Below are 16,450 nucleotides of genomic sequence, written 5' to 3' on the forward strand. Positions count from 1 at the left end.
CGTGTGCCGACGTGCCTGGTTCAGGGAGATGAAGCCAATGACCCAATCAACCCATCTGATCGATGCTCTCGATGCCCGTGTCGAACGGCGCAACGACCGGCGTGAGTTCTTCAAAAATGCACTTGGTGCGGCTGCGATGACGGCAGCCGGAGCGACCGCTCTGTCCCTCTCGAGCGCAGCCGCGGCACAGTCGGTAACCGACGCCGACGTCCTGAACTTCGCGCTCAACCTCGAATATCTCGAGGCGCAATTCTACTCCTATGCAGCCTATGGCACAGGACTCGACAATGCTCTGCTGACCGGCAGCGGTACGCAGGGTGCGGTTCGTGGCGGCCGCAAGGTCGCGTTCACCGATCCCATCGTCGAGCAATATGCACGCGAAATCGCACAGGACGAGATCGCGCATGTCAGGTTCCTTCGCACTGCGCTCGGCAGCTCGACGGTGTCGCAGCCGGTGATCGACGTCAGCGTTTCGCCGACCAGCGCCTTCTCGGTCGCCGCGCAGGCCGCCGGGCTCGTGCCTGCCGGCACCGCTTTCGATCCCTATGCCTCTGACGAGGCGTTCCTGCTCGGCGCGTTCATCTTCGAGGACGTCGCGTCACCGCCTACAAGGGTGCCGCCCCCTTGCTCACGAACAAGACGTTCCTCGATGCCGCGGCCGGCCTGCTCGCGGTCGAGGCCTATCATGCCGCGATCGTCCGCACGACGCTGTACGGCAAGGGTATCGACGTGCCGTCGTTGCGCACCTCCGCCGATGCCATTTCGCGCGCGCGCGACAGCCTCGACGGTGGTGGTGCCAACACGACGATCTTCGGCGCGAACGATATCGATCAGGGGATCTCGTCCTACAGCGCGACGCCGATCAACCTGTCCGCCACCCAGGCGGCGGTGACCGTGTCGAACATCGTGCCGCTGGACGCCGACGGTGTCGCCTATAGCCGCTCGGTGAGCCAGGTGCTCAACATCGTGTACCTGAACAGTGGCGCAGTGGCCGCGGGCGGGTTCTTCCCGGCAGGCATGAACGGCAACATCAAGACGAGCACCGCAGCAGCCTGAACCGCTTCAGCTCTGCCGTCAGCTTTCTTTGCTATTCAGGGGATTAACCCAATGACCGACCTCAATACCAAGCTCGAAATATTCGACGCCATCGCCGCCCGGCGCAACGAACGCCGCGGCTTCCTGCGCTTTGCCGGTGGCAGTGCGCTCGCCGTCGGCGGTGCCTCGCTGCTCGCGGCCTGCGGTAACGACGATGCCGATCTGGCGCCGTCGCCGACGCCCACGCCGACACCCGCGACGGGATCCGCCATCACCGATGCCGACGTGCTGAACTTCGCGCTCAACCTCGAATATCTCGAGGCGCAGTTCTACGCATTCGCGACGTTCGGCGTTGGCCTCAACGCCAGCCTGCTGACCGGTACCGGGACTCAGGGGGGCGTGACGGGTGGTCGACAGGTGCCGTTCCAGGACGCGATCGTCCGTGAATATGCGCGCGAAATCGCCATCGACGAAGTCGCGCACGTCGCCTTTCTGCGCCGGGCACTCGGCACCGCCGCGGTCGCACAGCCTGCACTGGACATCTCTGCCGGCACCGCGCTGCGCCGGGCGCCTTCACCTTGGCCGCACGTGCGGCACGTGTCGTACCGGATACGGGCGTGTTCGATCCGTATGCCGACGACAACAGCTTCCTGCTCGGCGCGTTCATCTTCGAGGATGTCGGCGTCTCGGCGTATAAGGGCGGCGCAACGCTGATCGGCAACAAGACCTATCTCGAGGCGGCCGCCGGCATCCTCGCGGCAGAGGCGTATCACGCCGGCCTGATCCGCACGATCCTGTATCGCAAGGGACTGCAGACGCCGTCGCTGCGTACCGCCGCAAACCAGATCAGCGACGCGCGCGACAGCCTGGACGGCACCGTCACCAACGCCACGACGGGCATCATCGGCGACATCGATCAGGGCATCACCGGCATGGATCCAACCGTGTCGAACATCGTCCCGACCGACGCCAACGGCCTGGCGTTCAGCCGGTCGGTCGCACAGGTGCACAACATCGCCTATCTGACCAACACCGCAAAGATCGGCGGGGGCTTCTTCCCCAACGGCACCAACAACCGCACCGATGCACTGCGCACCAGCGGCGCCAACGCGTGATCGTCGTCACGAACTGAAACAGGACAACCTGGGCCGCGGCGCACATCGGGCGCGTCGCGGCCCCTCGTTTGGGGAACGACCATGAAGCATTCCATGAAACTGACCACGCTCGCCGGCCTCGCCGTCGCGGGCGTTTTGCCGTTCCGGCCGCCGCGCAGGAAACCACCGCGGATCGTCCGTTCTCGGGCGTCTATATCGGTGCGGCCGGTGGGTATGACGTGCAGGGCAATGACGTCGGCTCGTCGATCCTGTTCGACCGCAACGGCGACGGCGCTTTCAACGACAGCGTCAACACCATCACCGGCGCCAACGCCTTCTCGCCGGGCTTCTGCAACGGCTCGGCGCGTACCGGTGCCGCGGCTTCCGGCTGCCGTAACGACGACGATGGCTGGGCCTATTATGGTCGTGCAGGCCTCGACGTTCAGCGCGGCAACATCGTCGTCGGTGTCGTCGGCGAATTCGGCACGAGCGACATCACCGACAGCACGTCGGGCTTCTCGACCACGCCTGCGAGCTACACGATGGCGCGCAAGCTGAAGTGGGAAGCGTCCGCCCGCGGCCGCCTGGGCTATGCGGCCAACACCACGCTGTTCTACGGCACGTTCGGTGCGGGCTATGCCAAGATCGACAATCTGTTCTTCACGACAAACACGGCGAACGCGTTTTCGGCGACTGGCTCGAAGAACCAGTGGGGCATTCTCGGCGGCGGCGGCATCGAGCAGAAGCTGACCAAGAACATCTCGATCGGCATGGAATACATGTTCCACCAGTATCAGGATGACGATGCGCGCGTTCGCGTGACGGCGGGCACGGCACTGGCCGGCAGCCCGGTTCTGCTGGCGAACAACCCGTTCCTGATCGCGCCAAACACCAGCGGCACCGATTTCCGCCGCAGCGACGAGAAGTTCCGCTGGCACAGCCTGCGCGCCACGGCGGCGTTCCGGTTCTGAGCCCATGCGCTGCCAGCATCGCGTGATGCTGGCAGCGCATAGCGTCCGGCGAGCTAGAGCCCCTCGCCCCCGACCCATTGCGCATTCGACAGGCGCCTGGCCAGATCCCAGCTTTGCTGCCGGATATCGGGAACCGCGACGACCTCCCACAATCCGCCGCGGGTCATCGGCCCGATACAGTGAAGCCGCTGTTCGGCATGCCCGTCGCGGCCGATCGCCTGTGACTGGGCATCGACGTCGACCCCGAGACGAAGCGGATCGGGCCGGATCGCCCCGTCCGCGATCAAATGCCGGATCAGCGGCTCGCTCGATCGCATCAGATCACCCTGCGGCCCGGTACAGTTCACGATCCGCGCCGCCCGCGTGACGACCGCCTGGTCCGTGCCGCGGGGTCGCCAATTTAGATCCACAGCATCACCGGCTGCCGCGGCGGACACGATCTTCCCCGCTGTGAACCGGAGCCGCCCGGTCGAGACCAACGCATCGACCCGGTCCGCTACCTCCGGCGCCAGCCGATGCCGGTGGACGTCCCAATAGGGTCGCGCGTGCCGCAGGAACCGTGCGCGCTGCGATGTCGGGGCGGCCGCCCAGAGCATCTGGGTCACGGGGCGAAGCTCGTCGACCGCCGCGCGCCAGCCATCCGCCTTGGCACGATCGCGGACGTGCCGGACGATCGCCGACAAATCCCCCTGCGGCTTGTCGAGGACCCGCGCGGGCGGCGCGCCATCGACATGCCGCCGCGGTGAGAGCCCGCGCCGCGACACCGCCAGGATCTGTCCCGAAAACCCGCCGGCATCGAGCAGCAGCGCGGCGTCGATCGCGGTCAACCCGGTCCCGACCAGCACGACCGTGTCGTCCGGCCCGAGCCCCTCGCCAATGTCCGACGCCCAGGGATCCGCGCTATAGCGTCCGGGCGGAAGGTCGTCGGGGTTGAGCCCCGGCGGCGTGTGCGGCGGCAGGTTGCCGAGCGCGAGCACCGCACTGTCCGCGGCAATCGCGCTGCCATCCGCCATCGTCACCGCAAGCCTGTCGGTGCTGGCGAAGTCGATCGCGCAGACCTCGCCTTGCGCAAGCACCAGCCGTCCCGCCGATTGCGCGATCGTCGCGTCGAGCATCTCGCGCAGATACAGGCCGTAGGTCGTGCGCGGCACGAACGTCTTGCGGTCGCCGTCGCCGCGCGCTTCGAGCCAGCGGACGAAATGGTCGGGATCGTCGGGGAGCGCGCTCATGTTGCCCGCGCGCACGTTGAGCAGGTGGCTCGGATGCGCCGCGCTATACGCGACGCCGCGTGCGAGCTGGCGCTGGCGCCGCTCGACCAAAGTCGCGCGCGGTCCGCCGTGCCGCATCAGGTTGATCGCCAGCAACGTGCCCGAAAAACCGCCCCCGACGATGACGACATGATCGTCCGGTCCCGCGATACGTGTCATCCTGCCCCCATTTGCCGCAAAATCATCGTGCCCGCTCGATAGGCGCAAAGCGGCCCGACGCACAGCCGGCACGCGCAACGCACGGGGAACATAGAAGGATTGCACAAACGACAGCGCTGTTGCACTTTCTCGTCCATGGCCTGCCGGTCCCGGTCTGGCCCTCCCCCGGAGATCGCCCTGTGAAATCGAAGTTCGCCGTTCTTGTCTCGCTGATCGCCATCGCCGCCGCCACGCCCGCCACCGCGCAGGACCTTCACGCCTGTATCGACGAGGCGTGTACGCTCGAATCGATCCTGCCGCAGGACGCGGCATCGGGCACGCCCGCAGCCGATGCGGCGGCCGCGACGCGCTATGGCCGCTGGGGCTTCGACCTTGCCGGCATGGACAAGAGCGTGAAGCCCGGCAACGACTGGTTCGACTATGTGAACGGCAGCTGGGTCAAGAGAACGCAGATCCCGGCGGACCGCTCGTCCTACGGCGCCTTCGCGGTACTGCGCGACCTGTCCGAGGCACGCATGCGCACGCTGGTCGAGGGCTATAAGCCCGGCGACGCCGCCAACCCCGATCGCGCCAAGGTCGCGACGCTCTACCAAGGCTTCATGGACGAAGCCGCGATCGAACGCGCTGACGCTGCACCGCTGTTGCAGCGGCTCGCCCCGGTCAAGGCCGCGACGACGAAGGACGATGTCGCGGTGCTGATGGGCAAGTCGATGGGCGGGTTCGGCGCCAGCTTCTTCGGTCCCGGCGTCAACGACGACGCGAAGCAGCCCGACGTCTATGCGCTGTATCTGCGCCAGTCGGGCCTGGGGCTCGGCGACCGCGACCTGTATCTTGATCCGAAATTCGCGCCGCAGGTCGTGCGCTACCAGGCCTATGTCGCGCAGATGCTCGGCATGGCGAACTGGCCGAACGCGCAGGCCGCCGCGGCAAAGATCGTCGCGATGGAGACGCGGATCGCGCAGGCGCACTGGACCCGCGCGCAGAGCCGCGACCGCGACAAGACCTACAACCCGATGACGCTCGCGCAGCTTCAGGCGCAGGCGCCGGGCTTCCCCTGGGCCAAGTTCTGGACTGCCGCGGGCATCGACAAGGCCAACCGCGCGATCGTCGCGCAGAACACCGCCTTTCCGAAGATCGCCGAGGTCTTCGCCACCACCGACCTCGACACGCTGAAGGCCTGGCAGGCGTTCCGCACCGCCGACGACATCGCGCCCCTGCTGTCGAAGCGGTTCGTCGTCGCCAATTTCGACTTCCGCTCGAAATTCCTCAACGGCCAGCCGCAGCAGCGCGATCGCTGGAAGCGCGGGATCGGCGTTACCGAACGCGCGCTGGGCGAGGCGATCGGCCGCGATTACGTCGCGCTCTATTTCCCGCCGGCTTCGAAGACCAAGATGGACGAACTCGTCGGCAACCTGCGGATCGCACTGCGCGGGCGGATCGACGGTCTGCCCTGGATGGGTGCCGCGACCAAGCAGGAGGCGCAGGCCAAGCTCGCCAATTTCAGCGTGAAGGTCGGCTATCCCGACAAATGGCGTGACTATAGCGCGCTGCAGATCACCCCGGGCGACCTGATCGGCAATGTCGAGCGCGCCGGGCGGTTCGAATGGGACTATCGCCGCAACCGCATGGGCGGCCCGGTCGACAAGGCCGAATGGGGCATGACCCCGCAGACCGTGAACGCCTATTACAACTCGGTGAAGAACGAGATCGTCTTCCCCGCAGCGATCCTCCAGCCGCCGTTCTTCGATCCGGATGCCGATCCCGCGGTCAATTACGGCGGCATCGGCGGCGTGATCGGGCACGAGATCAGCCACGGCTTCGACGACCAGGGTCGCAAGTCCGACGGCAAGGGCGTGCTGCGCGACTGGTGGACCGCGCAGGATGCCGCCAAGTTCGAGGCACAGGCGGTCAAGCTCGGCGCGCAGTACGAGGCCTATACCTTCGAGGCCTGCCCGGCGTGAAGATCAACGGCCGCGCCTCGATGGGCGAGAATATCGGCGATCTCGGGGGCGTGCTGATCTCGCTTGACGCCTATCACACCTCGCTCGGCGGCAAGCCTGCGCCGGTGCTCGACGGCTATAGTGGCGACCAGCGCTTCTTCCTCGGCTGGGGTCAGGTCTGGCGCACGCTGTTCCGCACCGAGGCGCTGCGCCAGCAGCTCGTCAGCGATCCCCATTCGCCGGGGCAGATCCGTGCGATCAACCCGCTGCGCAACGTCGACGCCTGGTACAAGGCGTTCGACGTGAAGCCCGGGGACGCGCAATATCTCGCGCCCGCGGACCGCGTCCGGATCTGGTAAGGCCGCAAGCCCGCCGCCGGACACAAAAAATCCGGCGGCGGGCCAAGGTCGGGGCGGCGGGGCTCCGTCCTGTCAACGAGGGTGGCGGTGTTCCTGCTCGTCCGTCGTCATCCTCGCCCCCGACCGTCGACGGCCGGGACGCGGTCAGCGCATCGCCTGGTTCAGGAATGCCACGCTGTCCGAGAGTACCGGCGCCTTGCCGCGGAACGGCTTGGACAGCGCCATCGCCACATCCTCGTGGCTTAGCCCCGGATAGTCGACATGCCGCACCGGTGCATCGAGCGCGGTGAGCTTTGCCGTCAGGTTGTCGGCGTTGTGCGCCTTCACCTGCGTGTCGTCGCCCGCCGACACGAGCAGCATTGGCGGCGCATCGCGTCGCGCGAAGTGGATCGGCTGGGTCATCACCGGATCCGCCGCCCCCTGCATCGCATCGATCGCGCGCCTGGCGGTGAACGGGTAGAAGTCATAGGGCCCGCACAACCCGACCGCGGCCTTGATGATCCGCGGATCGACACCTTCGGCACGCAACCAGCGCGGGTCGAGCGTCAGCATCGCGACCGTATACGCCCCCGCGGAGTGACCGGCGACGGCGATCCGGTTCGGGTCGCCGCCCGACGCCTCGATATGATCGCGCGTCCACTTCACCGCCTCGGCGCCATCCTGCAGGAAGGCGGGGAAGCGGACGTCGGGAACCTTGCGGTAATCGGGCATGACGACGACGTAGCCCGCCTTCGCATAGGCGCGCGCGGCAAACGCATAGGCGCTACGCGACCCGTGCACCCAGCCGCCGCCATACCAGAAGATCAGCACCGGCAGCCCCGTCTTCGCGCCGCCCGATGGCCGCCACACGTCGAGTTTCTGGCCATGCGTGCCGAACGGAACGCCCTCCCGCACCCGCGCAGTGCCGCGGCCGCCGCCCATTACCCCATCGAGCACGCTGAGCGTGCCGGGCCCCGCAGTGAACGCCGTGCCCGCAATCAGGATCACGACCAGCGCGATGACAATGGCAACGCGGCGCATCAGCGGCGGAAATCTGCGGTAATCGATCCGCTGGCCGCCAGTTCGGCCTCGTGCCCGGCCTCGCGCCACGTCTCGCCGAGCGCGGCGTCTTCCCATTCGCGCATCGCCGGATGCGCGATGATCCGCTCGACCCATGCAAGGCCCTGCGGACCGACATCGATCCCGTAGGTGCGGACGCGAAACGCGACAGGCGCAAAGAAGGCGTCGACGGCGGTAAAGTCGGCGCCTGCGAGCCAGGGCCCGCCGAACCGGTCGAGACCTTCCGCCCAGAGTTCGGTGACGCGCGCGACGTTGCGGTCGAGCGCGTCACTGCCGCGGACCGGATCGACGCGGACGCCGACGTTCATCGTCCGCTCGTTGCGCAATGCCGCGAACCCGCCATGCATCTCTGCCGCCGCGCAGACCGCCCAGGCGCGCGCATCGCCATCGGACGGCCAGACGCCGTCGTGCCGCTCGGCGAGGTAGAGCGCGATACCCAGCGAATCCCACACCGTCCGCTCGCCATCGATCAGCACCGGCACCTGCCCGGTCGGCGAGAACAGCCGGAACGCATCGTAATTCTCGGGCGCGAGGAAGGGTTCGATCCGATCCTCGAACGCGATCCCCAGCGCCCGCATCAACACCCACGGCCGAAGCGACCAGCTGGAATAATTCCGGTTCGCGGTGACGAGCGTATAGCCCATCAGGCGGTATAGCGCGCGGTGGTCTTGGCCGCGACCTCGTCCGCGGTCACGCCGGGCGCGAGTTCGACCAGCCTGAACGGCGCATCATGGTCGCTACGCTGGAACACCGCCAGGTCGGTGACGATCATGTCGACCACGTTCTTGCCGGTCAGCGGCAGCGAGCAGGACGGGATGAACTTAGGCGTCCCGTCCTTGGCGGTGTGATCCATGACGACGATGATCTGCTTGACGCCCGCGACCAGATCCATGGCGCCGCCCATGCCCTTGATCATCTTGCCCGGGATCATCCAGTTGGCGATGTCGCCGTCTTCGCTGACCTCCATCGCGCCGAGCACGGTCAGGTCGATATGCCCGCCGCGGATCATCGCAAAGCTGTCGGACGAGCTGAAATAGACCGACGAGGGCAGTTCGCTGATCGTCTGCTTGCCCGCGTTGATCAGGTCGGCATCTTCCTCGCCCGCATAGGGGAACGGCCCGATCCCGAGCATCCCGTTCTCCGACTGGAGCGTGACCGTCATGCCGTCGGGAATGTTGTTCGCGACGAGCGTCGGGATGCCGATGCCGAGATTGACGTAATAGCCGTCCTTGAGTTCCTGTGCGGCCCGCGCCGCCATCTGGTTGCGATCCCACGGCATCAGTTGAGCGTTCCTTCCTGGATGGTGGTGATGGTCGTGACCTGGTCGCGCAGCGCGGCATCCTCGGCGATGCCCCAGGTGCCCGCATAGGCGCGGGCGGCGTGACGGATCGTGTCGGCGAGGAGGTAGCCGAACACCGTCGGATCCTCGAGGATGCCCGCGTCGATCAGCACGTTGCTGCCCGCATTGTTGGTGATCCAGATCCGCGCGACCTCGACCGATTCGTCCGTCAACGCGGCGCCGGGATCGAGCTTGATCGCGTTGGGGTGGTCGGTCATCAGTGGATTCCCTGTGTCGGCGCCCAGTGGATCGCGGGCGGAAAGACCTCGTCACGGCTACCTTTCAGCGCGGTGCCGTAGACGGGGTTCGGCAGCACGAACCACCCTGCCCCCCATTTCGCCGTGATCGCGGGCGACTGCACCACCGCACGCCGCGCGGCGGGGGTCTGGCCTGCGTTGAACAGGTCGCTGAAATCGCCGAGCTGGTCGCCGCCCATCGCGACGACGCAATAGCGCGCGGCGATCGTCGCGCGGCGGCCGTCCTTCTTTGATCCGGTCGCGTCGTCGCCGGCGAGGAACAAGGTCTCGCCGTGGCGGGCGGGGCCAAGGCCCGCGGCTTCGATCGCCGCCTGCGTCTGTGCGGCATTGGCGGCGGCGCGGTTGGAGTTGAAGACCACCGTCACGCCCATCGCGCGCAACTGCGTCAGTGCGGCAAGCGCGCCGGGAACGGGCGCGACCTGCTTGATGCCGGTGCGCTCCCACTCCTGCCAGCGCGGTTCGGACCAGGGCCGCCCCGTGGACGCATCATATTCGAAGCCGAGATTGAGCAGCACGGTCTCGTCGACGTCGAACACCACGGCCTTGGGCTTGCTGCCGCATGCGGTCCAGCGCGGCGCGGCGAGCGTCGCGCCTGGCGCGAGGACGACCGATGTCGGCGTGCGCTGCGCACGGACATAGCCGACAAGCGCGTTCCATGCCTGGATGCTGGCGGCGGCGGCCTCGCCCGAGGCGTAGAGATACTGCATGCCCGCCGGGACGCCGTCGACGGTCACCGGTGCGGAGACGATCGCGGTCGGCGAGGTCACGCTGACGCACCCTTGCAGAACCAGTGCCCCTGCGAGCGCAGCGGTCCAGGAAAAATGGCTGCGTTTGCGGCACATTATCGGGCCTGGTTTCACGCGGAGACCCGCTCGCGGACGGTGCGGAATTCGATCTTCTTGTCGTAGGGCGCACCGACGATCATCCGCTTCACATAGATCCCCGGCAGGTGGATAGTATCGGGATCGAGGCTGCCAACGGGAACGATCTCCTCGACCTCGGCGACGCAGATCTTGCCCGCGGTGGCCATCGGCTGGTTGAAGTTGCGCGCGGTCTTGCGGAAGATCAGGTTGCCGCTCTCGTCCGCCTTCCAGCCCTTGATGATGCTCAGGTCCGCACGGATGCCCCGTTCGAGGATATAATCCTGCCCGTCGAAGCTCTTCACCTCCTTGCCCTCCGCCACCAGGGTGCCGACGCCGGTCTTGGTGTAGAAGCCGGGGATGCCCGCGCCGCCCGCGCGGCAGCGCTCGGCAAGCGTCCCCTGCGGGCAGAATTCGACCTCGAGCTCGCCGCTCAGATATTGCCGCTCGAATTCCTTGTTCTCGCCGACATAGGACGAGATCATCTTCTTCACCTGGCGCGAACGGAGCAGCTTGCCGAGACCCTGCCCGTCGATCCCGGCATTGTTGCTCGCGATCGTCAGGTCCTTGACGCCCGACGCCTCGATCGCGTCGATCAGCCGCTCGGGGATGCCGCACAGCCCGAACCCGCCCGCGCAGATCGTCATCCCGTCGAACAGCACACCCTCGAGTGCCGCCGCCGCGTCGGTGTAGCGCTTGTTCGCCATGCATCCTCCTATCGTCTTTACCGCGGCATAATGCGCCGGGCAGTGGACGGCAATGTCGGGCGGGCGTTCTCGACTTGGTGACGATTGCCGGGCTACGGTGGCGGCAGGAGATTGTCATGACCCAGCGTACCGGCGGCCAAATTCTCGTCGACCAACTCGTCGCACAAGGCTGCGACCGTATTTTCACCGTGCCCGGCGAAAGCTTCCTCGCGGTGCTCGACGCGCTGCACGACACGCCCGCCATCGAGACGGTGGTGTGCCGGCAGGAAGGCGGCGTGGCGTTCATGGCGTGCGCGGACGGCACGCTGACGCACCGCCCCGGTATCGCCTTCGTCACGCGCGGGCCCGGTGCGACCAACGCATCGATCGGCGTGCATGTCGCGATGCAGGACTCCCAGCCGATGATCCTGTTCGTCGGCGATATCGACCGCGGCACGCGTGACCGCGAGGCGTTCCAGGAGATTGATTTTCAGGCGATGTTCGCGCCCATCGCCAAATGGGCGGCGCGGATCGACGATGCCCGGCGGATCCCCGAATATGTCGCGCGCGCGTATGCGACCGCGATGTCGGGCCGCCCCGGGCCGGTGGTGCTCGCACTCCCAGAAGACATGCTGCTGGACGTGGTCGAGGCGGTCGACCGACCGCGGGTCGAGCGCGTCGCGCAGGCGTGCGACGCGGACATGATGGACCTGCTCGCGGATCTGCTGACGACCGCCGAGCGGCCGGTGGCGATCGTCGGCGGCGCGGGCTGGGATGCGGCTGCGTCGGGGGCGTTCTCGACCTGGGCGGATCGCAACGGCATTCCCGTCGCCGCAGCGTTCCGGCGGCAGGATGCGATCCCGAACGCCTGCCCGGTCTGGGCGGGCAATCTTGGTTATGGGCCCAACCCCAAGCTGGTCGAGCGGGTAAAGACGGCGGATCTGCTGCTCGTCGTCGGCCCTCGGCTGGGCGAGGCCACGACCGATGGCTATGCGCTGGTGACGCCCGATCATCCGGGGCAGCGCATCGTCCATGTCCACCCCGATCCCAATGAGCTGAACCGCACCTATCACGCCGACGTCGCGGTGTGCGCGGGGATGGCCGAATTCGCAGAGGCGCTGCTCGCGGTCGACCTACCGCCGCGGACCGCGGGTCAGGAGGCGCATGCTGAGTGGCGCGCCTGGTCGACGCCGGCGCCGCGCGATCTGCTCATGGACCTGGGGCCGTGCGTCGCGGCGATGCGAGAGCGGCTGCCCGCGGATGCGATCATCTGCAACGGCGCGGGGAATTATTCGGGCTGGTGGCATCGCTACTGGGCCTATGCCGGGCCGGGAACGCAGCTTGCCCCGACCGCCGGAGCGATGGGTTACGGCGTACCCGCCGCGGTCGCCGCGTCCCTGCGGCATCCCGAGCGGACGGTCGTCGCGCTGGCGGGTGACGGGTGCTTCCTGATGAACGGGCAGGAACTCGCCACCGCGGTCGCGCAGCGCGCGGACATGCTGGTGCTGGTCGTCGACAATGGCGGCTACGGCACGATCCGGATGCATCAGGAACGCGAATATCCGGGGCGGGTGTCGGGAACGGCGCTGCGCAATCCGGACTTTGCCGCGCTGGGCCGGGCCTATGGGTGCTGGGCGGAGACGGTCACCAAGACCGAGGATTTCGCCGCGGCGCTCGACCGGGCGATGTCGCGGTCCGGGGTGCGGATGCTGCACTTGGTCACGGATATCGAGGCGATTACCGCCGGGACGACGCTGGCGGCGGTGCGCGGGGCGGCGTGATCCTTATTGGGTTAGGACGCGGCCGGCACACCTCACGCCCCACCCCGGCGAAGGCCGGGGCCCAGTTGGGGGACAGCAGTAACTACGGACGGTCCTCTGTTACCTCGGCCTTCCCAACTGGGCCCCGGCCTTCGCCGGGGTGGTTTTGATGCTAGTGCTGGCATTCACTCGCACCGTTCCCCCGCGAAGGCGGGGGTCCAAGGTAGCGCACGCTACCGGAACTTAGCTGGGCCCCCGCGTCCGCGGGGGAACGACACGGAGCAGCAGCCCCTCAGCCCGCCAGCTTCGCCCGCACCGCAGCTACAGCCTCCGCCGCCTTGTCGCCATCCGGCCCACCGCCCTGCGCCATGTCGGGACGGCCACCGCCCCCCTGACCGCCCGAGCGCGGCTACCGCGATCCTCAGCAGGTCGACCGCATTGTGGCTCGCGACCAGATCCGCGGTCACGCCGACCGCGACCGAGGCGCGGCCGTCGTTGATCGCGACGAGCATCGCGATCCCCGACCCCAGCCGCTGCTTGGCCTCGTCGACCGCGCCGCGCAGGCCCTTCGCCTCGAAATCATTGAGCACCTGTCCGATAAAGGCCACGCCGCCGACCTGCTCGGGTCCCGCCGCCTCACCGGAACCACCGCCGCCGAGCGCCAGCGCCTTCTTCGCATCGGCCAGCTCACGCTCGAGACGCCGGCGATCCTCGATCAGCGCCGCGACGCGCGCAGGCACCTCGTCGGGGGTCGATTTCAACGCCGCTGCCGCCTCACGCAGGCGATCGTCGCGCCCGGTCAGATAGGCACGCGCGGCCTCGCCGGTCAGCGCCTCGACGCGACGCACGCCGCTCGACACCGCGCCTTCGCCGACGACCTTGAACAACCCGATATCGCCGAGCGCGGTTACGTGCGTGCCGCCACACAGTTCGATCGAATAGGTGCCCTCGTCGGTCGAGCCCATCGACACGACGCGGACCTCGTCGCCATATTTCTCGCCGAACAGCGCCATCGCACCCATCGCGATCGCGTCGTCGGGGGTCATCAGCAGCGTCGTCACCGCGCCATTGCCGCGGACCTGCGCGTTCACATCGGCCTCGACCTGAGCGATGTCGGCGGGCGTCATCGCGACCGGCTGTGAGAAGTCGAAGCGCAGGCGATCGGGCGCGACCAGGCTCCCCTTCTGCGCGACATGCTTGCCGAGCCGTTCGCGCAGCGCTTCATGCAGCAGATGCGTTGCGGAGTGGTTGGCACGGATCTGCGCACGACGCGCGACGTCGATCTGCAGCTTGACCGTATCGCCGACCTTGATCCCGCCCGACTCGATCATCGCATGATGGACGAACACGCGGCCGAGCTGCTTCGACGTCTCGGTGACGTTTGCGCGCAGCCCGGTGTCGGTCGAGATGTGCCCGGCATCGCCGACCTGCCCGCCGCTCTCGCCATAGAAGGGCGTCTGGTTGACGACGATCGACACCGTATCACCCGTCGTCGCATGGTCGACGCGCGCGCCGTCCTTGACGAGCGCGACGACCTCGCCCTCGCCGGTGTCCGAGGCATAGCCGAGGAATTCGGTGCCGCCGCTCTGCTCGACGATATCGAACCAGATATCGTCAGAGGCCTTGGCGCCCGAACCCTTCCACGCAGCCCGCGCGGCGCGCTTCTGCTCGGCCATCGCGGTGTCGAAGCCTTCGCGGTCGACCGCGAGCCCGCGTTCGCGCAGCGCGTCCTCGGTCAGGTCGTAGGGGAAGCCATAGGTGTCGTAGAGCTTGAACGCGACGTCACCCGCGAGCGTACCCTCGGTCATGTCCGCGGTCGCCTCGTCGAGCAGCTTCAGCCCCTTATCGAGCGTCTGCCGGAACCGCGTCTCCTCCTGCTGCAGCGTCGCCTCGATCAGCGACTGCGCCCGGAACAGCTCGGGATAGCCGCGCCCATCTCGGTGACGAGCGACGGCACCAGCCGGTGCATCAACGGCTCCTTCGCGCCGAGGATATGCGCGTGACGCATCGCGCGGCGCATGATCCGGCGCAGCACATAGCCACGGCCTTCGTTCGCGGGCAGCACGCCGTCCGCGACCAGGAAGCCTGCGGTGCGCAGGTGATCCGCGATCACGCGGTGGCTCGCGGTGTTCGCGCCGTCGGTCGCGGTATGCGTCAGCGCGCCCGAGGCCGCGATCAGCGCCTTGAACGTGTCGGTGTCGTAATTGTCGGTGACGCCCTGCATCACCGCGGCGATCCGCTCGAGCCCCATGCCGGTGTCGATCGAGGGCTTGGGCAGGTTGCCGACGATCTCGGCATTTTCCTGCTCATATTGCATGAACACGAGGTTCCAGATCTCGACGAAGCGATCGCCGTCCTCGTCGGGGGTGCCGGGAGGGCCGCCGGGGATGTGATCGCCGTGGTCGTAGAAGATCTCCGAGCATGGCCCGCACGGCCCGTTGTCGCCCATCGACCAGAAATTGTCCTTGGTCGGGATGCGGATGATGCGGTGCTCAGGGAGGCCCGCGATCTTCTTCCAGAGATCGAACGCCTCGTCGTCGGTGTGATAGACGGTCGCGGTCAGCCGGTCGGGCGACAGGCCCCAGTCCTTCGTCAGCAGCGTCCACGCATGCGTGATCGCCTGTTCCTTGAAATAATCCCCGAACGAGAAATTGCCGAGCATTTCGAAGAAGGTGTGATGCCGCGCGGTATAGCCGACATTGTCGAGATCATTGTGCTTGCCGCCCGCGCGGACGCACTTCTGCGACGAGGTGGCGGTCGTGTAGGGGCGCGATTCGAGGCCGGTGAAGACGTTCTTGAACGGCACCATCCCCGCATTGACGAACATCAGCGTCGGGTCGTTCTGCGGCACGAGCGGCGCAGAGGGCACGATCTGGTGTCCCTGCGAACCAAAATAGTCGAGGAAGCCGCGGCGGATGTCGTTCGTCGATGTCATGCCGCCGACTTAGGCGAGCAACCGGGTTCGCTCAAGTGACCGCGTTACGCGGATTGTGGCAGGGCCGCCGCCAGCCAGTCATCGGCGTGAAGCCCGTAGATCAGGCTGTCGCGCAGCCCCATATGCGTCTCCCATTCGCCGCGCAGCAGCCGTTCGCGCCGGAACCCCAGCCGTTCGAGCAGCAGGATCGACGCGCGGTTCTCGCTGTCGGCATCGGCAAACACGCGGTGCTGCCCCTCGGCGAACAGCTGGTCCAGCACCGCCGACACCGCCTCGCTCGCCAGACCGCGGCCCCAGTGCGCGCGCGCGAGGATGAAGCCGATCTCGGTCACCCCCTGCCCGCGCATCCGCCCGCCCGAGACCCAGCCGATCGCCCGGTCGTCGCCGTGCCGCGTGATCGCCCAGGCGCGCCAGTTTACGTCAGCGGGATCCTCGACCAGATAGAGCCGCGTCGCCTCGATCGACGTTAGCGGACCATCCGCCGAATAGGTCATCAGGTCCGCGTCGGCGAGTGTCGGGTGCAAGGCGACTGCGTCTGCCTGGACGAGCCGACGCAGCCGGAGCCGCGGGGTCACCAGTACCGGATGGGGCAGCGCGCGACGCCTCAAGCGATCAGCGCATCGACGAGCGCGCGCACTTTCTTCTGGCGCCACTGCGGCAGCGGCGCGACGAGCCAATAGCCGCCACGCGACGGCTGCGCGTCGCCGATGATCCGGACCACCCCGCCT

Annotated in this window: 12 protein-coding genes and 4 pseudogenes; 6 read left to right on the forward strand and 10 right to left on the reverse strand. The window is 67.5% G+C overall.

What is annotated here, in order from left to right; genetic code table 11:
* Positions 1–37: 37 nt before the first annotated feature.
* The 3 genes and pseudogenes from NI18_RS03485 (at position 38) to NI18_RS03495 (ending at position 3,100) form a co-directional block, all read left to right on the forward strand.
* Positions 38–1,056 (forward strand): annotated as a pseudogene (locus tag NI18_RS03485) (ferritin-like domain-containing protein).
* Positions 1,057–1,107: 51 nt separating this feature from the next.
* A pseudogene (locus NI18_RS03490) lies at positions 1,108–2,150 on the forward strand (ferritin-like domain-containing protein).
* 68 nt (positions 2,151–2,218) lie between these two features.
* Positions 2,219–3,100, forward strand: a complete 882-nt coding sequence (locus tag NI18_RS03495) for a porin family protein (RefSeq protein WP_128082062.1) — start codon at positions 2,219–2,221, stop codon at positions 3,098–3,100.
* A gap of 53 nt (positions 3,101–3,153) precedes the next feature.
* Here the strand turns inward: NI18_RS03495 and NI18_RS03500 are convergent, their stop codons facing one another.
* Positions 3,154–4,527, reverse strand: a complete 1,374-nt coding sequence (locus tag NI18_RS03500; protein ID WP_037528144.1) for an FAD/NAD(P)-binding protein — start codon at positions 4,525–4,527, stop codon at positions 3,154–3,156.
* Positions 4,528–4,706: 179 nt separating this feature from the next.
* Between NI18_RS03500 and NI18_RS03505 the strand changes: the two genes are divergently transcribed.
* Positions 4,707–6,488, forward strand: a complete 1,782-nt coding sequence (locus NI18_RS03505; protein WP_306286215.1) for a M13-type metalloendopeptidase — start codon at positions 4,707–4,709, stop codon at positions 6,486–6,488.
* Entirely contained in the window at positions 6,485–6,826 is a 342-nt protein-coding gene (locus tag NI18_RS26410; RefSeq protein ID WP_306286216.1) for a M13-type metalloendopeptidase, read from the forward strand. Before NI18_RS03505 ends, NI18_RS26410 begins: the two co-directional genes overlap by 4 nt.
* 144 nt (positions 6,827–6,970) lie before the next feature.
* On the opposite strand, the gene NI18_RS03510 is transcribed toward NI18_RS26410, so the two are convergent.
* The 6 genes from NI18_RS03510 to NI18_RS03535 form a co-directional block, all read right to left on the reverse strand.
* On the reverse strand, positions 6,971–7,846 hold the full coding sequence (locus NI18_RS03510; RefSeq protein WP_031440777.1) for an alpha/beta hydrolase: 876 nt from the start codon (positions 7,844–7,846) through the stop codon (positions 6,971–6,973).
* Positions 7,846–8,529, reverse strand: coding sequence for a glutathione S-transferase family protein (locus NI18_RS03515; protein WP_031440776.1), 684 nt, complete (start codon positions 8,527–8,529; stop codon positions 7,846–7,848). The genes NI18_RS03510 and NI18_RS03515 overlap by 1 nt, the downstream gene beginning before the upstream one ends.
* Positions 8,529–9,164: a 3-oxoacid CoA-transferase subunit B gene (locus tag NI18_RS03520; protein WP_031440775.1), complete on the reverse strand. Its 636-nt coding sequence runs from the start codon at positions 9,162–9,164 to the stop codon at positions 8,529–8,531. The genes NI18_RS03515 and NI18_RS03520 overlap by 1 nt, the downstream gene beginning before the upstream one ends.
* Positions 9,164–9,442, reverse strand: a complete 279-nt coding sequence (locus NI18_RS03525) for a DUF5076 domain-containing protein (RefSeq protein WP_037528148.1) — start codon at positions 9,440–9,442, stop codon at positions 9,164–9,166. Before NI18_RS03525 ends, NI18_RS03520 begins: the two co-directional genes overlap by 1 nt.
* Positions 9,442–10,188, reverse strand: coding sequence for an HAD family acid phosphatase (locus tag NI18_RS03530; RefSeq protein ID WP_235188376.1), 747 nt, complete (start codon positions 10,186–10,188; stop codon positions 9,442–9,444). The genes NI18_RS03525 and NI18_RS03530 overlap by 1 nt, the downstream gene beginning before the upstream one ends.
* Before the next feature lie 149 nt (positions 10,189–10,337).
* Positions 10,338–11,048 (reverse strand): CoA transferase subunit A, encoded by a 711-nt coding sequence (locus tag NI18_RS03535; RefSeq protein ID WP_031440773.1) that lies wholly within the window; start codon positions 11,046–11,048, stop codon positions 10,338–10,340.
* A 116-nt stretch (positions 11,049–11,164) separates the two neighbouring features.
* Between NI18_RS03535 and NI18_RS03540 the strand changes: the two genes are divergently transcribed.
* Complete coding sequence (locus NI18_RS03540) at positions 11,165–12,808, forward strand: thiamine pyrophosphate-binding protein (protein ID WP_037528149.1); 1,644 nt, start codon at positions 11,165–11,167, stop codon at positions 12,806–12,808.
* Positions 12,809–13,079: 271 nt separating this feature from the next.
* Here NI18_RS03540 and alaS read toward each other — a convergent pair.
* From alaS to NI18_RS24110, 3 genes and pseudogenes are all read right to left on the reverse strand, one after another.
* Positions 13,080–15,722: pseudogene (gene alaS / locus NI18_RS03545) on the reverse strand (alanine--tRNA ligase).
* A gap of 44 nt (positions 15,723–15,766) precedes the next feature.
* Positions 15,767–16,297, reverse strand: coding sequence for a GNAT family protein (locus NI18_RS03550; RefSeq protein WP_306286217.1), 531 nt, complete (start codon positions 16,295–16,297; stop codon positions 15,767–15,769).
* A gap of 29 nt (positions 16,298–16,326) precedes the next feature.
* Positions 16,327–16,450: pseudogene (locus tag NI18_RS24110) on the reverse strand (LysR family transcriptional regulator); the annotation flags it as partial.

The organism is Sphingomonas sp. Ant20, assembly GCF_000783375.1.
GTDB classification, from domain to species: Bacteria; Pseudomonadota; Alphaproteobacteria; order Sphingomonadales; family Sphingomonadaceae; genus Sphingomonas; species Sphingomonas aerolata.